The following is a 19,314-nucleotide window of genomic DNA, read 5'->3' as shown; positions in this document are numbered from 1 at the left end:
ATCTCACATGAATGTTATTGCCATCGTTTTTCTCGCACTTGCCATGTCAACAGACGCGTTTGCTGCTGCGGTCGGCAAAGGTGCTGCGCTTGGAAAAATCCGCTTCATGCAGGCGTTCAGAATCGGCATGTTGTTCGGCATTATCGAGACCATCACCCCCCTCATCGGTTGGACCGTTGGTTCATTGGCAGCTGATGTGAGCTGGTTTTCCGAATGGGATCACTGGATTGCTTTCGGCTTGCTGCTGGTGCTGGGTGGCCGGATGATCGTCGTCGGACTGAAAGACAGCGACACCGAAGTACCTGAGCCGCCCAAAAGCAAGTCCGTCCTGATGCTTGCGCTGACGGCGGTGGCGACCAGCATCGATGCGCTCGTGATTGGTATTGGCTTGGCTTTTATTGATATCAATATCTGGGTGGTTGCTGCAGCAATCGGAACGGCGACCACCGTCATGGTGACGATGGGTGTGCTGATCGGCCGCCGCCTGGGTGATGCGATCGGCAAGCGCGCAGAGGTGCTCGGTGGCGTCGTGCTGATCGTCGTCGGTGCAACAATTCTGGTCGAACATCTGGCGAAGTAAGCGCCTGACGGGAATACGCAGAGACTAAGCCTGAGGTCTTGTCCCTGCGACGGTGAAACGTGCCGTATCAGTTACCCGGCACATCCCGGCCCGGTCCACGCTGCGACGCGGCGACCAGCTCCTTGCGCAACTCAGCCAGCTTGACATCTAACCGTCGCTGATGCTGCGACCCCATGCGCAACATGATTTTCTGGCCGGACGACAGCGCTCTCAGTTCCGGATCGGTGAACTCGTAACGTACCCACGGCCGCAGCGACGGGATAGGTCCCTTCACTTCCAGCAGGCTGACCGACAGCTCGCCTGTCGGTTTGGGTGTCGCCAACAGCTGATCGATGACGGCCACGAGCCGGTCATTAAAATAGCGCTTCGGAAAACCGAGGTCGACATACGCCTGCTGGAATAACGGATACAAGCGCACGTAGACGGCCACGGCCTTGCGGCTATCAACCGCTTCGACGAACGAAACAAAAGCACTGTAGCGCGCACCGTTATCGGCAGCGATGGCCTCGCCGGTTGCCGTGGTGACGGTGGTGAATTTACCTGGTGCCGGATGCACCGGCCAGACCGCCTTCGGTGCTTGCGCCCGGCCGAGGTTATCGACAGTCGCCACCACATGGCGCACAAAACTCGCAGGAATCACCCAGGTCACGAAGTCCTTGCGCTGGAAAAGTCCTTGCAATTCCTTGCTCACCAGCGGGTCGGAATCAGCCAGTGTGGGCAATGCCTGAGCCGGCACCGCTGCGGGCGCTGCTGTTGCTGCGACCTCGGGGGGCGTCAGTGGAAATTTGACGAGGGGCTCGACCGGCTTGGCCGCATCAGCCGCCTCCGGCGGCGCGGGTGCAGTGCTGGACAGCGGCGGGATAGGCGGCGGTGCGGGCACTTCCTGTACGGTGTCGACACGACGGCTTTGGGTCCAGAGGTATAACGCGCCGGCGCCAACAGCAACGACGATCAGCGCAATGAGTAGCCGGGAGGGTTTTTTCTTCATGGATTCTTCTCTATACGGGTGAGTAGAGCGATCTACCTTACCATCTGATGCGTGATGGCGCGGATTTGCGGCTGCCGTACCGGTGACTGTCGCGCAGTTTCCCGCCGCGTCGATGTGAATTCCCGTGCGGCCTGTCGATACTGTGCGCGGCAGCACGCATCCGGTTTTTCGCAAGTCGGTGGATAATGGCGCGCTCGCCATTCCCGCACCTTAAGGATTCCATGACCTCGCTTCTTCTTGCACGCTCAGCCACCCCGATGCGCACCGTACTGACGACACTTGCCCGGCTATTTTTTGTGCTGGTGGCGACCGGCGCCACTGTGACGCACGCCACCGAACTGAAACTCGGCCTGGCCGCCGATGTGTCCTCGCTGGATCCCCACTACCTCAACATCGCCCCGAACATCGCGCTGTCGTCGCATCTGTTCGATGCGCTGGTCAATGTCGATGCCAGCGGCAAGTTGATCCCGGGACTGGCGCTGTCGTGGCGCGCGGTCAATGCCACCACCTGGGAATTCAAGCTGCGTCCCGGCGTGAAGTTCCATGACGGCTCGCCCTTCACGGCCGAGGATGTGATTTTTTCCCTCGACCGCCCGGCAACGCTGACCAACAGCCCCGGCCCTTTCACGACTTACACCCGCCAGATCGTCGACAAGCAGGCGGTCGATCCACTGACCTTGCGCCTGACGACGGCGGCACCGTATGGCCCGTTGCCGCTGGACATGTCGACCATTTTCATCGTCTCGAAAAAAGCTGCACAGAACGCCAGCACCGATGACTTCAACAGCGGCCGCGCGGTGGTCGGCACCGGACCGTTCAAGTTCGTGAGCTTCCTGCGTGGCGACCGCATCGAGCTGGCGCGCAACGCCGATTACTGGGGTGAAAAGGCGACCTGGGACAAGGTCACGCTGCGCGTGATTGCCAACAACGCCTCGCGCACGGCCGCCCTGCTGGCCGGCGACGTCGATGCCATCGAAGCCGTCCCGACGGCCGATATTGCCCGCATCAAGGGCAACGCCGATTTCCGGCTCGAGCAGCGCGTGTCGTGGCGGACGATTTTCTGGACCCTGGATCAGGCCGAGCATTCGTCACCGTTCATCACTGACCTGTCCGGCAAGCCACTGGCAAAAAACCCGCTGCGCGACCCCCGCGTCCGGCTGGCCATCTCGAAGTCCATCAATCGTCCGGCACTGGTCTCACGCATCATGGAAGGCCTGGCGCAACCGGCCTCGAACCTGGTCGCTCCCGGCATCCTCGGCTACAACGACGACCTCAAAGTCGAGGGCTACGATCCCGCCGGTGCCAAAAAATTACTGGCCGAAGCCGGTTACCCGAACGGCTTCGCTCTGACCCTGCACGGCCCGAACAACCGCTACATCAATGACGAACAAATCATCCAGACCGTCGCGCAATTCCTGAGCCGTATCGGCATCCGCGCCAAGGTCCAGACCCTGCCGCTGGCCGTCTATTTCGGTCGCGCCAAAGCCAGCGAATTCAGCATGGCACTGCTGGGCTGGGGCACGCTGGCCGGAGATTTTGGCCTGCGCTCGCTGGTGGGGACGACCAATCCGCAAACGGGCTGGGGCTCGTGGAACTGGGGTAACTACAGCAATCCAAAAGTCGACACGCTGATCCGCTCATCGCTATCGGCAGTTGAGCCGGCAGAACGCGAGAACTATGCGCGGCAGGCGGCTGGTATTGCGCTGCAGGACAATGCGGTGATTCCTATGCATCATCAAATTGCTACGTGGGCAATGCGCCGGGGATTGAAGTATGCAGCGCGGGTGGATGAGTTTACGTTTGCGCAGCAGTTCAGGGCGGAGTGATACGGGATTCTATTATTCGTCTATTAATTCAATAACGATATTTACTTTGAATCCGATTGATGGTCGGATTTATTTGATAATTTTTTAACACGTAGGGCGCAATAACCGAAGGGCATTGCACCGCATGCAGACGGTGCAATGCCCTTCGGTTGTTGCACCTTACGCGCTGCGGTATGCAGAACCGGTGAATGTGTTCACTTTTACGCAGCAATTGAGTACGTAGTGATTGGAGATTCTTTTACTCCTAGATTATTTCAATAACGGTAACTCCTCTAAATCCTGCCTGATGACCGGATTTATTTTGCACTCCATCAGAACAGAAAAATCGTCGGAGCCGTTATGTAATCCATGCGAAGCAATAAAATTCTCAGTATTATCAAAATAAATACGTAGTCCCAGCTCACTTGGTAATTCATTTTCGGCTACTGACATGTTTTTACTTTTGATAATTGAAAATCCGATCAAAGTGTGCTGGTAAAATTTACCCCACGATGGTTCCGAATAATCATGATCGCTAGCGCGAATCGGAAATAGCTCAGGATCCTCGCTCAGCATCTGAGTCGTATTGGTTCGGTCGCCAGATTGATCTAACCAAACAATTACGCTATTGATTCTAGGATCACTAGCAACACCTAAAATACTGCCGTCCTCGAAGACAACAGCAAGTGGTCCAGCGGTAAGAGAAAATGACTGCTCTTTTTTTATTTGGCACTCATTGGGTACTTTTTCTTTTTCCACCAGCTGTAGCGTATTAAGTCAACTATTCTTTTACCAATGAATTGGCTGAAAATATATTTTGATATTGATGGACAAGTAGGCTGATTTTTTTTGATTCCATCATAATTTTCCATTGTTTTCTGCAGCCTTAATAAGCAGGTAGGGTGCAATAACCGAAGGGCATTGCACCGCATGCAGATGGTGCAATGCCCTTCGGTTATTGCACCCTACGCGCTGCATGCGGTGCAATGCCCTTTTTTTATTGCGCCCTACGTGCTAATTAAATCAAGCGCGTATCTGGTGATTATCCTGACATAAACTAGATCTGAAATATCACCTCGTATTCTGCGCCAAGCTCTTTCCTGAGCTGTTTTGCTAATTCCAGCGCTTGTTGACTGAATTCAATCTCCTCCATTTCACTTTTGAACCCTGAGTCAGGTGGATAATTCTGGTTGAGAGTCTGGTCGAATGTGCGAGTCCAGTTTGCAAGAAGTTGTTTCAATTCAGGCGAAAGTGGTAAGTCGTTTGGATTGATATCCCCAACTTCATCTGAACCAACTGACCAAAGTGGGAAACATCCATAATCAGCCATAAGTTCGATTTTTTCATTTTCCACTACCCCTAGGATTTGCTCCGACCACGTATCCGTTATCAGAAACTGTCATTGCAATCTTCTGCGGCTAGCCTTTAATTAAAATTTCGTAGATTGGGCGACCCGTACCTGCTCCTTGATACCCTACGACTTTTCCTTGACTAAGAGCTTGCATAACAACAGCAAGTAGGGTGTGATAACCGGAGGGCATTGCACCGTCTGTATGCGGTGCAATGCCCTTCGGTTATTGCACCCTACGCGCTAACGTTTTCAAGAGCTTCTGGCAAAAATTTCTCTGCCCTCTTCAAAATTTCATTCCATTGCCCCATTTCAAGAGTAATACTTACTTCGTTTTTATATATAAAAAATTCTACTAGATTTTTATTGTTAATAGTTATATCCATAAATGGATTAGCATGCCCCTTTAAATAAACACATAAATATGGATAAATATTATTTATATCCCCTACTTTTTCAAAAATTAACTCGCTCATTTATTTTATCACTCCACGAAATCCAATAAAATCACCAGATACGCTCCAACTTGCTGCACTCCCATCCGGCAAGCTATAAGTTATCCAACCATTTGGATACCTGCCGCCTGCCCCTGTAGTCCTGATCCCTTTTTCCAAAATTTCCCGAACTGCATTTGATGCTAAATTATTCAGCTGTGCGTCAGTGCTATATACCTGCCGAAGCGCTTGAGTTGATTGGAAGCCAAAGTATTCCGGGTGCTTGGTTGCGGCTCTCCCTGCGTTGGTAATTGTTTGACCTTTGAACGGTAATTGCGATGCTGCGAGAGGTCAACGGCAGTAAATCCTACTCCTGTTGCTGTAATGTCGGACTTAAAAACCCGGTTAATTAACCCCTGCACCCTCTCCGTCCGCAACGCCTGCGCCGCCCCCGACAACTGCGGAGTACCTGCCAACGCCGCCCCGGCCCCAAGTGCAGTCACCAACCCATTGGCCAGCGTATCTCCAGCCTTTTGCAAATCTGCTTCACATTTTGCACTTGCCGTTAACATCGCGGCTTTAAATATTTCCTTGGCTGCGATGACCGCACCGGTGCCGGCGATAAAGTAGCCGGCAATGACGATGGCACCATCAACAAACGGGCCTGCGGGAGTCAATTGCGAACCTGCCCATATCCCAAACACCACCGCCGTCGTCGCCAATGAAGCCGGACTGACCAACTCCCGCAGCGCGTCCCCAATCACGCCCGGTATCTGCCCACCCGCCCGCAAAAGCACGTACTCAACCCGCCGCTGCATATCCCAATCAGAGATGTCCCCCGCCGGCTTGGCCTGTAATCCGAGCGGATCAATGTTGGCGATCGGATTATTCGCGGCGAATGCATACAGGTTCAAGCCACCAGCAATACCGCTCGGGTCGGTGCTGAGGTAGCGATGGTGGTTGTACTGCAGCTGCGTTTCGGCATCGTAGTACTGGTGCGAGCCGCGCAGGTTGAGGGTCACCGTGCTGCTGGTGTCCGGCAGCAAGTAGGATGCAATAACCGCAGGGCATTGCACCGCATGCAGACGGTGCAATGCGCTTCGGGGTAGGCAGGAGCAATCACCGTCTCAAGTTTAGTCGAAGTTACAACTTGCTCCATGTCCGCCAGAAACTGCTCGCGACGCGTAATGCGCTCCCTCGCGGCAAATTCAGTACTCGAAAAACTTGTTTTCTTCAGGGCTATTGCTGTCTCGTTAAAATTGAATGCCAGCAAAATTTTAACGCCGACAAATAGACGAATAAATCAGCGGTTCACTAATCTTTAACCCTGTTTTGATAGTAATATCAACAAATAGCAATGTTTTACAACTATGATAAGATTTTCAAAAATTATTCTCTTTTGCCGTTTAATTTTAGCTCATCGATTTATAAAAAAAATTCACTTTAATTATAAGGACTCGCTTATATGGCACTTTCGGACCGTTCCGAGATTTTCGACTGGACTAAAGTCAATTTAAATCAAAGCGAACAAGATCAACTTTATAAATGGCAAATAAGCGGTCACCCAATAGGAAGTGCCTCCATATCAGATTGGCCAGAACTGCCTAATGTTATAGCTAGACTTAATCCACTGTGTGCTAGAGAGCTTGAAACATTTGGGGGCGTTGCAGCTGAAGACGATGCTGTTCTTGAATATTTTCTCAAAACCCCAGCCGTACAGGAGATATTGGACGGAAAAGTACTTTTGGTTTCAGGTAGGAAAGGGTCCGGAAAAACTGCATTGGTTCGTCATTTTACCGAAGGTAGTAATCGAGTCAATGCGCGCGCAGTTTCACTTGGGCAATATCCATGGAAGTTACATGAACGAAAATCTGATCCATCTGTAAATGATGTCGAATCTTTCATTGAATCATGGCGTTATTTAATTGCAATGCAAGTTGCCTCTTTTGTATTGACTAGTTCTAATACTGATCTTGTGTCACAAGATGCTTTAGCTTTATCTGAGTTTTTCCTTACTAATTATGGAGGATTTACCCCGGACTTAGGCGATATTGTGCGACCGAAAAAGCTTGAACTATCTAAAGCATCTTTTGAACCTCAAGTCATGGGAAACAAACTTGGAAGCGTTACGTTTGAAAATGAAAACCCTCAAGTTGGAAGAGAATTAAAAGCTATAACAAATTCAATATTTGAAAAAGTCTATTCTCTAGCTTCTAAAGCTGGTATAAAAAATATTTATTTGCATTTCGACGAACTTGACCGAGGACTTGTATCATTAGATAAGCCACGTAAGAATTTACTTATAGGCCTTGTGCTGGCATCTCTTGATGTTTCGAGATCTTCTGTGAATCAATCTATGCGATGCATACCGATTGTTTACTTGCGAACTGATTTATGGGACGAATTGAAATTTTCAGATAAAAATAAAATTACTCAAGGAAAAACTCTTAACCTTGAATGGAATGCCACGTCGCTGAATGATTTAGTAAACGAGCGCATTAAGGCTGCATTAGGGACGGAGGCAAGTTGGGGCACAATTTCTTCTCCTAATCTCATGCGAGGGTCTCAATCGAAATGGGCTCATATTCTTGCCCGAACATTTTTGCGACCAAGAGACGTTATCAGTTACTTAAACGTTGCACTAGGGATTGCTAAACGCCGTGATGCTGTGAGTAATGAACCATTAATAATTGAAAATCGAGATACTGTCGAGGCGCGCGAGAAATATTCATCCTATTTGAAAAAGGAATTAGAAGACGAGATTGGACCGCACTGGCTGCACTGGACTGATGCGTTAAAAGCCTTGTCAAAACTTGCTCAAGTAACATTCAAACTTGAGCATTTCAAAACGGCTTATGAACAATTAAAATCATCTGAAAATCTGGTTGACGCTGACGATGCATTGAAAAAGTTATATGAGTTTTCAGTTATAGGCTATGAGCGGCGAAGTGGTTATGGAGGCTCATCATGGATCTTTCATTATACGCATCCGGATTCTGGGTGGGACAGTAATTCAACAGGCTTCAAAGTTCATGCAGGACTAAAAGAAGTTGCTAAGTTGCAAGAAAAAAGAAGATCCGGATTATTAGTAAGTGAATCAATAATAGATATAGTTTAATCAGCGCCCCCCCCTAATTGATTATTTCACCCCAAATTTACTTCAACTGCTTTATGAAAGTTCAGATCTAATTGATTTTCATAACTCAGGTGCAGGGATATCCTAACCCAATATCAATTAATTTTACCGTTGCCAAAGTGAATACATCTTGATCACCCAAGTAGGCCTCAATTTCATAAGCGGCATGTTGGCAATCCTTTTCGTACACAAAGACTATTGTTGCGACAGTGCCCGCCGGCAAAACAACCTTACGGCCTTCGCCAATAACTTCTGCCAAGACTGGCCTGGTAATGGCCACACAATCATTTTCTTTAAATAAATTCATTTTTTTGTTGGTATCCCTGTGACCAATCGTACTATACCGTCATCATTTTTAATGAATACAAATCTCGTATTGATTATTTTTCCGTTAGCACCAGTAATTGGAATTGTTTGTTCGAAAGTTTTACCAAATTGATTAGCCTTTGTTAAAACTGCTGTATTTTCATCAAATTTCAATTGTGCGGCCAAGTCTTTCCAGTTGTTCCTATTAAAACCCAACGCTTGCTGAAACCAATTTGCCTTAGTTTGGTTTTGGGGGTGGTCAGGATTGAGTAAATATCCTTCTAGTTTATTTTGCAAATTAGAAGTCTCAAAACCAAGTTTTTCTGTTGAAGTTGGGCTGGCACGGCTTCTTTTAAAAACTCGATTGATTAACCCCTGCACCCGCTCCGTCCGCAACGCCTGCGCCGCCCCCGACAACTGCGGAGTACCTGCCAACGCCGCTCCAGCCCCAAGCGCAGTCACCAACCCATTGGCCAGCGTATCTCCAGCCTTTTGCAAATCTGCTTCACATTTTGCACTCGCCATTAAAAGCGCGACTTTAAATATTTCCTTGGCTGCGATGACCGCACCGGTGCCGGCGATAAAGTAGCCGGCAATGACGATGGCACCATCAACAAACGGGCCTGCGGGAGTCAATTGCGAACCTGCCCATATCCCAAACACCACCGCCGTCGTCGCCAATGAAGCCGGACTGACCAACTCCCGCAGCGCGTCCCCAATCACGCCCGGTATCTGCCCACCCGCCCGCAAAAGCACGTACTCAACCCGCCGCTGCATATCCCAATCAGAGATGTCCCCCGCCGGCTTGGCCTGTAATCCGAGCGGATCAATGTTGGCGATCGGATTATTCGCGGCGAATGCATACAGGTTCAGCCCGCCGGCGACTCCGCTCGGGTCGGTACTCAGGTAGCGGCCACTACGCGGGTCGAGGTAGCGATGGTGGTTGTAGTGCAGCTGCGTTTCGGCATCGTAGTACTGGTGCGAGCCGCGCAGGTTGAGGGTCATCAGGTTGCTGGCGTCGGGGAGTAGTTCGCCAAAGCCGGTGACGCTGGCGCGCCAGACCACTTGTTTGCGTTCATCGACCAGCGCCCGAGGCGCGCCGGTGTGGTCAGCGATCAGGGCGAAGACGTCGTTGCGGCTGGCCTGGCCAGCAGCGCGCGTAGTGTCGGTCGGGATGCTGGCTAGGGTTTTGGCGGCGATGGACTTGATGCCGCTGTCGCGGGCCTGGAGCATCGCGATGGGACGGCTGCCGCCCTGGTCATTGAGCCAGACGTACTGGCGCGTGATGCTGGCGTTACCCCCGTCTTTGGCGCTGGCGTGCGCTTCGGCGACGAGCTCGCTGCCGTCGTAGAAGTAGTAGGTGACCTTGCTCTGGTTGCCGGCGTAGCTGATTTTTTTGATGCGCTCGCCGAAGGCGTTGTAGGCGTAATCGGCGACCGGCTGGTCGCGTTGGCTGACGCGGATCAGGCGTTGCTGGCTGTCCCACGCATAGGCGGTGTCGCCGATGCGGGTGACGCTGCCGGCGGCGTTGTAGGCGTAGTTGATGCGCCGGTCACCGGCCTGTGCGGAAGTAATCCGGTTGCTGGCCGGGTCGATGGTGTAGCCGGTGGATAGCTGGCCGCGCTGGTCGGCCAGCAAGTTACCGGTCGGGTCGTAGCGGTAGCTATGATCGCCACCGGCTTGCAGGATGGCGGTCATGCGGCCGGCATCGTCGTAGTTGTAGCGGGTGTTTTTCAGGCCGGTCGGAGTCGTCGTGTTGCGTTGCGTGAGCTGGCCGATGGCGTCGCGCTGGTGGTTTTCTTCCCAGTAGCCGGTGCTGCCGAGGCGTGTGATGTGGCCGCGCTGATCGAGCTGGCGCTGGTAGCCGACGCCGTTGGCCAGCTGGAAGTGCTGGTTTGCATAGCCGTCGGCGGCGTCGTTGAGGCCGTCGAGCAGGACGGTATTGCCGAACAGATCTTCGCGCGTGATGGCAGCGAGCAAACCGGCTTTCGGGTGGACCGCACCGTGGTAGCGGTAATGCAGGATCTGGCCGTCGGGCAGGATTTTTTTGCTGAGCTGGCCGCGGCTGTCGTAGGCGGTGCGCGTCGTGATGCGCTGGCCGTCGATCAGGCGGACATGGCTGGTCAGGCGCGCGGCCTGGTCGTAGCTGAAGTGTTCTTCACCGGCCGGATAGCTGATCCGCACCGGCCGTCCCTGCTGGCCGTAGACGATGCGGGTCTCGCCTTCGCGGGTGCTCTGGCCGGTCAGGCGACCGGCGATGTCGTGGCGGTACAGCACGGTGCTGCCCTGCCCGCTGGTCTTGCTGACCAGATGGTCGGCGGCATCGTAAGCCAGCACGGTGACGCCGCCATCGGGACTGTCGACCCGGACCAGGCGACCAAAGTCATCGTGCAACTGGCCGGTCTGGTGGTGGCGGGCATCGGTGATGCGGGCCAGCCGAGCCTCTTGCTCGTACTGAAACCGCGTGACGGCATCGCCGACGGCAAAGAGGATCTCGGGTACGGCATCGGTCTTGCGGTCGGTATCGATATCAAGCAGCGACAAGCTGGTTTGCTGCGCGATGCTGCCATCGGGATTGAGCAGACTGCGCGCGCTCAACGTGCCTTCGGTATCGCGCTGCATGCGGATGCGGTTGCCCTGCGCATCCGACAACTCGGCAATGCGGCCATCAGGGCCGTAACGCATCGCCAGTCGCTGGCCGCTCGCGCGGACCACGCCGGACAACTGGCCGAGGGCGTTGCAGCTGAAAAATTCGCTACTACCGGCGCTGGTGACGCGGGTGGCATGGCCGGCCGGATCGTAGTCAACCCCGAGCACGTTGCCGGTAGCGGTGACGATTTTTTGCGGACGACCGGACAGGTCGCGCCCGATGACGCGCGTGACCTGATTGCCCGGTGCGACGACTTCGACCAGATAATCGCCGCGACCATCGTGACGAAACCGGGTGATGTCCGAATCCGCCGGCGTGCCGGTCCGACCGTTCGGCAGCGGACCGTCGATTTCTGCCAGCAGGCTGCGGCCGTTGATGCGGCTGTAGCGGTAGCGAGTCGTGCGTTCGATGGCGGTGGCGGGGTCGGTGGCCGGCGACCAGCCGCTTTCGGTCAGCGTGAGCGCTTGCCCGACCGCGTTGTAGGTGACCCGGGTCAGGTGGTCCTTGCCGGCAACGATGCTCGGACGGGCGATCAATGTCGGACCAGCGCCGGTACCAACGGCAGCGGCATATTCATAACGCAGTTGCCATTGCGCCGCACCGGGCTTGCCATCCTGATAGCGCTGCTGGCTGATCATCAGCGGCCGGCCGATGTCATCGCGTTCGGTGAGGATGGTCTCGACGGGATTGCCGTGGTCATCGAGCCGGGTGCGCGTGACTTCGCGCCCGCGCGTGTCGTAGCCGTAGCGCAGGTTGCTGGCACTGCACAACGCGCAACCGGGACCACGGGCTTCGAGCAGGCGATTCTCGCGGGCGATGTCGGCGTGGCGGTAAGTGGTGACCTGGCCGAGGCTGTTAGTCAGTACCGTGACGCCGCCAGGCTGATAAGACAGCGTGACTTTGTCGACGCCGTCGGCATGGGTCGACAGGATCGCCTTGCCATCGGCCTGATAGCCAAACGTGGAAATACGCTGGGCGGTGGTTGCACCTTCACGCAGGCTGATGCCGGTCAGCAGCGTCGGATGCAGCGGATCTTCGTAGTGGTACTGGCGTTCGGCCTTGGTCGGCAGGCGTACCCGGATCAGATTGGCCAGCAGCGACGACGGCGTGATGCCGGCACCGGCCGGCGCGGTGCTGCCGTAGTCGTACTCGAACCGTCCGGCCGGGCTGTCGATGGCGCGCACGCCATTAAAACTGGTGCCGCTACGCGCGCTCTTGCGGTCCGGATAGATCAGGTGCAGTTGCCGGCCCTGTGGATCGGTGACCTGCATCAGCAAGCCCGTGTTGTCGTAAATCAGGCTGACGAATTCGCCGGTCGGCGCGACGATTTGTTCGAGCTTGCGCTGGGCGTTGAAGCGCCAGACCTGACCGTCGGTGCGTTGCCAGGCGTATTCATCGCCGCGCGCGCTGCGCAGTATTTCAAGGGTGCCGTTGGCCGGATCGGTGGTGCTGCACAGCGCGCGATTCAGCGGATTACGGTTGAAAATGATCCGGTGACCGTCGGCTTCGATCAGCTGTAGCGTGTTGCCGACGGCGATCAGTTCGACTTCATACGACAAGCGCCAGCCGCGGCCGACCAGGCCATTGGGGACGGCGGGTACGCTAAAAACGCTGTTGTAATGGCGGACGATTTCAAGGCCGAGCACGCCGGGCAAAGCGGCCATATCGGTATCGCGCTGGTACTTGTTACCGGTGATCAGATTGATCGGGTTGCCGGCGCAGGCGTTGCCGGGATTGCCGGCGGCGGGGGCGGTGCAGGCCGGTTTGCTTTGAAGGAGTGGGGTCTGGGCATGGGCCGGTAGGGCTGACAGCAGTGCCACCGTCAGCAGCATGCGCAGCAGATTAAAAATCGAAGTCATGGCAGTCGTCATCAGGGATTGAGGGTCACGTCAACCCGACGGTTTGGCGCAAGGCAGGTTTGTAGCGCCGCCCCGGTGCTGCCGGCGCATTGCGCCAGTTCGACTTTCAGGCTGGTGGCGCCATGTCCGGCGGCACGGACCGGCAAAGCCGACAAGCCATGGGCGAGCAGGTAATCACGGATGGTCGTGGCCCGTGCCGTCGAGAGCGCGAGGTTGACCTTGTCGCTGCCGATCTGGTCGGTATAGCCATCGACACTGACCGAGCCATAGCCACCTGCGTTGGCGGCGGTAATGAGCATGTCGAGCTGCGTCTTGCCGGCGGCTGTCAGCGTTGCTTGTCCGAAGGCGAACGTGATGTCGCCGGGGACCACCACCGTGACCGGCACCGGATCCGGGCAGGCCGGACAGATGCCGCCGGTACAGATGCCACCCGGCTCGGTCGGGCCCGGCTTGCCCGGTGCCGGCGTGGCACAAGGCGGGTTGGCGCACGCCGCTGGCTGTCCGGACCCGGTAGCCGGATTGCCGGTATCGCCTGGATTGCCGCCGTTTCCTTGTCCCGGAACCGAGACGTTGTTGTCTTCGATGGCGTCCGATTGCATCTGCACCGTGGCTTCGGTCACGACCGGAATCCGGCCGTCGCGCAGCATCGCGGTGCGACGGTCGTTCGTGCCGTCGTCTTGCAGTTTCAGGTAGCCGAGAAAGAGCGATCCGGCCAGCGGCACTTGCGGCCGGTAGCCGGTCGTGATGCGCAGCTTGAGCAGGTTGGCATCCTGGATGCTCTGGCCGGATTGCGGCCCGACTGCCGATGAACGCGCTTGCTGGCCGCTGTTCGGAATGACGCGCTTGCCATTGCCAACGGTCTGCTGCAAGGCGGGGACATTGAAGTCGTCGAAGCTTTCGGTGGTGGGATTGCGCAGTTCGATCTGGCCGTGAGCGCGGATGTCGTTCAGTGCCCGGTCGGTCGAGGCGGCAACCGCTGCCGGGTTGGTGCCACCGCCATAGATCGGTGCGAGTGTCGTGGCATAAGCTTGTTCGATGGTGTCCCGGCTGGCGTGGCCGGTGCTGCCGGCGCGCGCTGCCATGAAACTGGCGTGGTTGTAGTGGTTTTTGGCGAAGTACAGCAGGCCGTACTGGAGTAATGCCAGACCGATCAGTGTGAGGATGGGGCCGATCACAACAAATTCGATCATGGCGGAACCGCGATGGGATGTCAGGAGTGTCATGGGTCTGGACGAATGTCACGCCAGCGGGCGCGGGATGTTTTGGTAGCCGACGGCGTCAACTATTAGTCGTTGAATGCTACCGGTGTCACTGCCAATCCGGCACCTTGACCGATGAATTGTCGACGCGGTGTAATCCGGTGCACAACACTGCGTACCGGATAGCCAAGTAACGGCTGCTGCGGGATGCAATTCACCGCTGTGGCTGAGCGACACCTGGCATTTTTCCAGCCGGTATCCTTGCTACAATCGGCCGCCGGCGATGCACACCCATTTCGTGCCAGACCGCCCTGCCCGCCCCGACGCGACGGGTGAGCCACGACACCATCATCAGGATCTGCATGACATTCCCGGGACGTTCCGCATTGATCGACCAGTTGCGCTACTTCGGCAAGTGGCTGTTGCTCGCTTGCGCAGTGGCGGTACTTGCCGGCTCCGCCTCGGCATTTTTTCTGTTCCTGATGCAGTGGGCGACCGCGACGCGGGTCACCTATCGCTGGTTGATCTGGTTGCTGCCGGTGGCCGGTTTCGTGGTCGGCTGGCTCTATCTGCGCTTTGGCCAAAGCGTCGAAGCCGGCAACAACTTGCTGATCGATGAAATTCACGATCCCCGCAAAATCATCCCCTTACGCATGGTGCCGCTGGTTCTTGGCGGTACCGTGGTGTCGCATCTGTTCGGCGCTTCGGTCGGCCGCGAAGGCACAGCCGTGCAGATGGGGGGCGCGCTCGCCGACCAGCTCACACGCGTGTTCAAGTTGCAGCCGGGAGACCGCCGCATCATCCTGATGGCAGGTATCAGCGCCGGCTTTGCATCGGTCTTCGGCACGCCGCTGGCCGGTGCCATCTTCGGACTGGAAGTGCTGGCCATCGGACGGTTGCGCTACGACGCGCTGCTGCCGTGCGTGGTGGCCGCGATCGTCGCTGACGAGGTCAGCAAACTGTTGGGTGCACACCATCTGCACTACGTCATTCCGTTTATCCCGCCGGTGACCGTCTGGACCCTGAGCGCCGTCGTCATTGCCGGTGCACTGTTCGGCGTGACCGGCATGCTGTTTGCCGATGCCACCCATGCACTCGCCGCCCGCATGAAAAAATGGTTTCGCTATGCCCCGCTGCGCCCTTTCGTTGGCGGGATCGCCATTGCTTCAGCCGCCTGGTTTCTCGGTGCCGACCGGTATATCGGACTGGGGCTGCCGACCATCATGGCTGCGTTCGAGCAACCGCTGCCGGCCTATGACTTCCTGGCCAAGATAGCCTTCACGGTGGCCTCCCTCGGCAGCGGCTTCAAGGGCGGCGAAGTCACGCCGCTGTTCTATATCGGTGCCACGCTGGGCAATGCGCTGGCACCGCTACTCCATTTGCCGATGCCGATGCTGGCCGGGATCGGCCTGGTAGCCGTCTTCGCCGGGGCCGCCAATACGCCAATCGCGTCGACACTGATGGCCATGGAAATGTTTGGTGCCGAAGTCGGCATCTATGCGGCGCTGGCCTGCGTGGTCAGCTATCTGTTTTCCGGGCATACCGGGATTTATCGCTCGCAGCGGATGGGCAACGGCAAGCACGACGAGGCACCGGAAGACCTGCGCCTGGGCGATCTGGCGGCGTATCGCAAGGCGCATCCGGCAGCGGACAGCGACAGCGACAGGCGCTAAACCACCCGGTTAGCGTTTCTGGCGCAACAACGCTCCCGCTGCATTGCCCTCGAAGCGCCCTGCCTCTTCGATGTAACCCTGCACCGTGCCGTCATGGCGCCAGCCGCCTTGCCGTTTGATGTCCTGGAAATCCGCTCCGGCGCGATGCGCACTGGTGGCCATGCCGCGGCGCAAGCTGTGGCTGCTCAGGTCAGGAACGCTGCTTAATCCGGCCGCTGTCGCGCACTGCGCAAGAATGGTGTTGACACTGCTGGCGTGCAGCGCACCGGCACCGACAGCCTGCCATTTGCTAATCGGCCGAAATAGCGGACCCGTCGTGATACCGGCCTGCGCCAGCCAGTCGCGCAGCGCACTGGCCGGGCAACAGGTGCCGTCTCCGTATGGAATCGCCTTGATGATGCCCTCGCCCTGCTGGTCGGTCTTCGAGCGTACCAGCGTCAGCACCAACCCTTGCGGTTCCCAGGCCAGGTCTTCCACCCGCAAGCTGACCAGCTCGCTGCGGCGATACCCCCCGAAAAACCCGAGTTGCAAGAGAGCGCTGTCGCGCCGCGCTACCAGCGATGCCACGCTGGCTAACTGCCGGACGATGCGTTCGAGGTCTTCCAGCGACAAGGCTTTGGCTTTTTGTTTTGGTGTGCCGTGCAGGCGGGTGATGCCGGTCAGCGTCTTGCGCACCGTTGGCGTCGACGCTGCATCCGGAAAACCCTGATGCCGGTGCCATTGCGACAAGGCGGTGATGCGCAACGCCAGCGTGCGGGCATTGAGCGTACCGGCATAGGCCAGCAAATAGCGAATCACGATGGCCTCGTCGGCTGGCAGCACGCCGCCCCACAGCAGGAAATGCCGGATCGCTGCGCGATACGCACGCCGCGTGTTGTCGGAGGTCGCTGCAGCTAGAAAAACCCGATGCCGTGCGGCTAATTCGGCCTCCACGGTCTCGGTACTGCGCAGCGGTACAAGCGACCCGGTTTGCTGGGAATCAGGGTGAGCGGCGGGAATCATGTCAGGCATGGATCAACAATCGAGGTGTAACGGGAATATCGCAGGATATCACCCCGTACCAGCTTATGACATTCGATAAGTCATCTTATCGTAGGTCATTTTGCAAATAATCAGTGTCGCTTTATATCGTAATTTAAATCGTAATTACGTATCATGTAATACATTATTAAATTCACTGGAGTCATCATGGCACGCGCAGGCATCCTGTATTCCGATCTGGCTAACGCCGCCGCCCGGCTGGTCGCCGAGGGCAAGAATCCGACCGTCGACAGCGTCCGCGTCGCACTTGGTAGCACTGGTAGCAAAAGTACGATTGCGCCGCTGCTCAAGCGCTGGAAGGTCGAACATCAGGACGCGGTTGTCGATATCGCGCAGGGACTCGGATTACCTGGGCCGCTGTTGCAGGCGATGAAGGGGATCCACGAAAAACTGCAGGATGACGTGCAGCAGCAGCTGGAGCAGGCACGCGACGCGCATCACGTGGCATTGCTGGCCGCTCACGATGCGACGCAGCAGGCTGAAGACGAGAAGCGTGTTTTGCAGGAGGGCAAGGCGGCGTTATCGACCGAGCTGGATCAGGTTCGGGAAAGCCGCACCAAGCTGGACGCGCAATATCAGGCTATGGCTATCCGGCAGGCAGCTTTGCAGGCGGAGCAGGATGGTACGCAACAGCGTCTTCTTGATCGCGCTGCCGAAGTCACCGCGTTGAACGATCAGCTAACCCAGGCGCGGACGCAATTCGACCACTATCTCGACGCTGCCGCCGAACAGCGCGCGCAAGAACGACAGGCTGCCGAGCAACGCGTTCTGCGTGTGGAGCAAGAGCTGGCCGGATTGCGACAGCAGCATCTCCAGCAGCAAGTTGCCCTTTCGCGGTACGAGACTCGCATTTCGCAACTGCAAGACAACAATAGCCAGCTGAGTTTGCAACTGCAGGATGCGGAAAAATCACGTGAAGCATGCCGCACGGAGCGTGATCTGCTGGCTTATCAGCTTGCTGATATGTCAGCTGATCGACCGGTACTGTTACAGAAAGTGGTGCAGGCGCAGGAGGCGGTAACGCAATTACGCATTGCGATGGCATCCCAAGCGGGACAAATGGAAGTGGTGACCGGACAGCTGGCACGGAGCGATAGCAATCTCGAAGAATCGGACCAGTTGCACTTGAAGCTGATCGAGGAGCGGGCGGGATTGCAGGCACGGTTGGCGCACTGCGAGCAACGGGAGCAAGCAAAGCAGGATGGTTCTGTACAAACTTGATGTGTCAATCCAAGCGCATTATCTGCACCACAAACATAAGAACATGCCCGGGATAAATCAGCCGATCAAGGAAAATAACCGGCGATTTACGCCTGAATATGAAAACGGCAAGATAATAGTATTCCGTTTGGCATGCCAGCCCGGGATTATTCGCAAAATCAATACTGGTAATTCAGTGACACCTTGACCAGATTACCTTTGGCACGACCGCTAATGGATTGATCAACACCTGGCTGATCTCCTGCCGTGAACGAATCAGGCTTTGTGGCATATGACATTTTTCCTAAATCGTAATGAGACAATCCCAGTCCCAGTGAGATGTTTTTCTCCAGGGCGATGTCCGTGCCGGTGCCGATGATATAACCCGTCATTGTTTTTGCGCTGCTGCCTGACCAGACATCGGAAGGTGGATTTCCGGTATTGGTAATCGTCGCGACGGTACTCGAACGAGCCCGGCCAAACGCAAGTCCAGCATCGACATACACCAGCACATTACCGACGGCGTACCCTGCTTTACCTTTAATCGCCGACAAATAACTCAGGCAACTTTTATTGCTGACGGTAGAAGAATAATCCGGGAACGGTGCTTTGGTAGGGTCGTTCAACGAGGCATTGCCGGACGCGCTGCGGTTGCAATTACCGGCCATCAATTCGGCCTCGACGCCATATACCAAGCTATCTTTTTGCAAAAGATAGCCGGCATGTATCCCGCCAATGGCGATGTTTTTTGCTGACTTGACGTTGCCTGCCAACAGCGCCGCCTGATCCGCATTCGCGCCTTGTCCGCTGAGCGATTGCTGCGGATCATTGACAGTCAGCGCCTGATTCGCCGCGCGGGTTTGAACGCCCAGATCGATCCCAAGGTGATAGCCCGCCCATGCGTGCACCGCCGTTGTTGGCGACGTTTCCGTACCGGCTGCCTGTGCACTGGCAAAAGACAATAACAATACCGTCAGCAAAACGCTCCTGCTGTTTAACTTATCGATCATTTTTTTCTTTCAAAATTAAAAATTAAACTGGGATGTAATAATCAACAATTACTTTATAACTGAATGCTTTACGCCACTATTGACT

General features: G+C 55.8%; 15 protein-coding genes. 5 read left to right on the top strand and 10 right to left on the bottom strand.

Annotated features, from left to right (window positions below):
* Positions 1–7 precede the first annotated feature (7 nt).
* The gene (locus tag RHM62_RS11600) at positions 8–580 is read left to right on the top strand and encodes a manganese efflux pump MntP family protein (RefSeq protein WP_322122257.1); all 573 of its coding nucleotides are present in this window, start codon (positions 8–10) and stop codon (positions 578–580) included.
* A 67-nt stretch (positions 581–647) separates the two neighbouring features.
* Here RHM62_RS11600 and RHM62_RS11595 read toward each other — a convergent pair whose 3' ends face one another.
* Complete coding sequence (locus tag RHM62_RS11595; RefSeq protein WP_322122256.1) at positions 648–1,568, bottom strand: DUF3014 domain-containing protein; 921 nt, start codon at positions 1,566–1,568, stop codon at positions 648–650.
* A 221-nt stretch (positions 1,569–1,789) separates the two neighbouring features.
* On the opposite strand from RHM62_RS11595, the gene RHM62_RS11590 reads away from it, so the two are divergent.
* Complete coding sequence (locus tag RHM62_RS11590; RefSeq protein ID WP_322122255.1) at positions 1,790–3,394, top strand: ABC transporter substrate-binding protein; 1,605 nt, start codon at positions 1,790–1,792, stop codon at positions 3,392–3,394.
* A 249-nt stretch (positions 3,395–3,643) separates the two neighbouring features.
* Here the strand turns inward: RHM62_RS11590 and RHM62_RS11585 are convergent, their stop codons facing one another.
* The 4 genes from RHM62_RS11585 to RHM62_RS11570 form a co-directional block, all read right to left on the bottom strand.
* Positions 3,644–4,132: a hypothetical protein gene (locus RHM62_RS11585; RefSeq protein ID WP_322122254.1), complete on the bottom strand. Its 489-nt coding sequence runs from the start codon at positions 4,130–4,132 to the stop codon at positions 3,644–3,646.
* Between the two features lie 298 nt (positions 4,133–4,430).
* Positions 4,431–4,727: a hypothetical protein gene (locus RHM62_RS11580; protein ID WP_322122253.1), complete on the bottom strand. Its 297-nt coding sequence runs from the start codon at positions 4,725–4,727 to the stop codon at positions 4,431–4,433.
* A 230-nt stretch (positions 4,728–4,957) separates the two neighbouring features.
* Complete coding sequence (locus tag RHM62_RS11575; RefSeq protein WP_322122252.1) at positions 4,958–5,197, bottom strand: hypothetical protein; 240 nt, start codon at positions 5,195–5,197, stop codon at positions 4,958–4,960.
* Positions 5,198–5,367: 170 nt separating this feature from the next.
* Entirely contained in the window at positions 5,368–6,249 is an 882-nt protein-coding gene (locus RHM62_RS11570; protein ID WP_322122251.1) for an RHS repeat-associated core domain-containing protein, read from the bottom strand.
* A gap of 371 nt (positions 6,250–6,620) precedes the next feature.
* Here RHM62_RS11570 and RHM62_RS11565 point away from each other — a divergent pair, with 371 nt between their 5' ends.
* Entirely contained in the window at positions 6,621–8,273 is a 1,653-nt protein-coding gene (locus RHM62_RS11565; protein ID WP_322122250.1) for a P-loop ATPase, Sll1717 family, read from the top strand.
* Positions 8,274–8,358: 85 nt separating this feature from the next.
* On the opposite strand, the gene RHM62_RS11560 is transcribed toward RHM62_RS11565, so the two are convergent.
* The 3 genes from RHM62_RS11560 to RHM62_RS11550 are packed head-to-tail and all read right to left on the bottom strand — an operon-like array spanning position 8,359 to position 14,296.
* Entirely contained in the window at positions 8,359–8,598 is a 240-nt protein-coding gene (locus tag RHM62_RS11560) for a hypothetical protein (protein ID WP_322122249.1), read from the bottom strand.
* Positions 8,595–13,106: an RHS repeat-associated core domain-containing protein gene (locus RHM62_RS11555; protein WP_322122248.1), complete on the bottom strand. Its 4,512-nt coding sequence runs from the start codon at positions 13,104–13,106 to the stop codon at positions 8,595–8,597. Before RHM62_RS11555 ends, RHM62_RS11560 begins: the two co-directional genes overlap by 4 nt.
* A gap of 11 nt (positions 13,107–13,117) precedes the next feature.
* Positions 13,118–14,296 (bottom strand): OmpA family protein, encoded by a 1,179-nt coding sequence (locus RHM62_RS11550; protein ID WP_322122247.1) that lies wholly within the window; start codon positions 14,294–14,296, stop codon positions 13,118–13,120.
* Positions 14,297–14,667: 371 nt separating this feature from the next.
* Here RHM62_RS11550 and RHM62_RS11545 point away from each other — a divergent pair, with 371 nt between their 5' ends.
* Positions 14,668–15,978: a voltage-gated chloride channel family protein gene (locus RHM62_RS11545; RefSeq protein ID WP_322122246.1), complete on the top strand. Its 1,311-nt coding sequence runs from the start codon at positions 14,668–14,670 to the stop codon at positions 15,976–15,978.
* Between the two features lie 9 nt (positions 15,979–15,987).
* Here RHM62_RS11545 and RHM62_RS11540 read toward each other — a convergent pair whose 3' ends face one another.
* Positions 15,988–16,980: a tyrosine-type recombinase/integrase gene (locus tag RHM62_RS11540; protein ID WP_416172328.1), complete on the bottom strand. Its 993-nt coding sequence runs from the start codon at positions 16,978–16,980 to the stop codon at positions 15,988–15,990.
* 186 nt (positions 16,981–17,166) lie between these two features.
* Between RHM62_RS11540 and RHM62_RS11535 the strand changes: the two genes are divergently transcribed.
* Positions 17,167–18,240, top strand: a complete 1,074-nt coding sequence (locus RHM62_RS11535) for a DNA-binding protein (RefSeq protein WP_322122244.1) — start codon at positions 17,167–17,169, stop codon at positions 18,238–18,240.
* A 158-nt stretch (positions 18,241–18,398) separates the two neighbouring features.
* Here RHM62_RS11535 and RHM62_RS11530 read toward each other — a convergent pair whose 3' ends face one another.
* The gene (locus RHM62_RS11530) at positions 18,399–19,229 is read right to left on the bottom strand and encodes an outer membrane protein (protein WP_322122243.1); all 831 of its coding nucleotides are present in this window, start codon (positions 19,227–19,229) and stop codon (positions 18,399–18,401) included.
* Positions 19,230–19,314: the final 85 nt, after the last annotated feature.

The sequence above is a fragment of the Actimicrobium sp. CCC2.4 genome, from assembly GCF_034347385.1.
Taxonomy (GTDB): domain Bacteria; phylum Pseudomonadota; class Gammaproteobacteria; order Burkholderiales; family Burkholderiaceae_D; genus Actimicrobium.
The sequence above is the reverse complement of the archived record's forward strand: the minus strand, read 5'-3'. Positions and strand labels throughout refer to the sequence as shown.

Coding starts and splice junctions, on each gene's coding strand:
- RHM62_RS11535 (WP_322122244.1), top strand. CDS start 17,167: ATGGCACGCGCAGGCATCCTGTATTCCGATCTGGCTAACGCCGCCGCC.
- RHM62_RS11555 (WP_322122248.1), bottom strand. CDS start 13,106: ATGACTTCGATTTTTAATCTGCTGCGCATGCTGCTGACGGTGGCACTG.
- RHM62_RS11550 (WP_322122247.1), bottom strand. CDS start 14,296: ATGATCGAATTTGTTGTGATCGGCCCCATCCTCACACTGATCGGTCTG.
- RHM62_RS11590 (WP_322122255.1), top strand. CDS start 1,790: ATGACCTCGCTTCTTCTTGCACGCTCAGCCACCCCGATGCGCACCGTA.
- RHM62_RS11540 (WP_416172328.1), bottom strand. CDS start 16,980: ATGATTCCCGCCGCTCACCCTGATTCCCAGCAAACCGGGTCGCTTGTA.
- RHM62_RS11545 (WP_322122246.1), top strand. CDS start 14,668: ATGACATTCCCGGGACGTTCCGCATTGATCGACCAGTTGCGCTACTTC.
- RHM62_RS11560 (WP_322122249.1), bottom strand. CDS start 8,598: ATGAATTTATTTAAAGAAAATGATTGTGTGGCCATTACCAGGCCAGTC.
- RHM62_RS11530 (WP_322122243.1), bottom strand. CDS start 19,229: ATGATCGATAAGTTAAACAGCAGGAGCGTTTTGCTGACGGTATTGTTA.
- RHM62_RS11595 (WP_322122256.1), bottom strand. CDS start 1,568: ATGAAGAAAAAACCCTCCCGGCTACTCATTGCGCTGATCGTCGTTGCT.
- RHM62_RS11575 (WP_322122252.1), bottom strand. CDS start 5,197: ATGAGCGAGTTAATTTTTGAAAAAGTAGGGGATATAAATAATATTTAT.
- RHM62_RS11565 (WP_322122250.1), top strand. CDS start 6,621: ATGGCACTTTCGGACCGTTCCGAGATTTTCGACTGGACTAAAGTCAAT.
- RHM62_RS11600 (WP_322122257.1), top strand. CDS start 8: ATGAATGTTATTGCCATCGTTTTTCTCGCACTTGCCATGTCAACAGAC.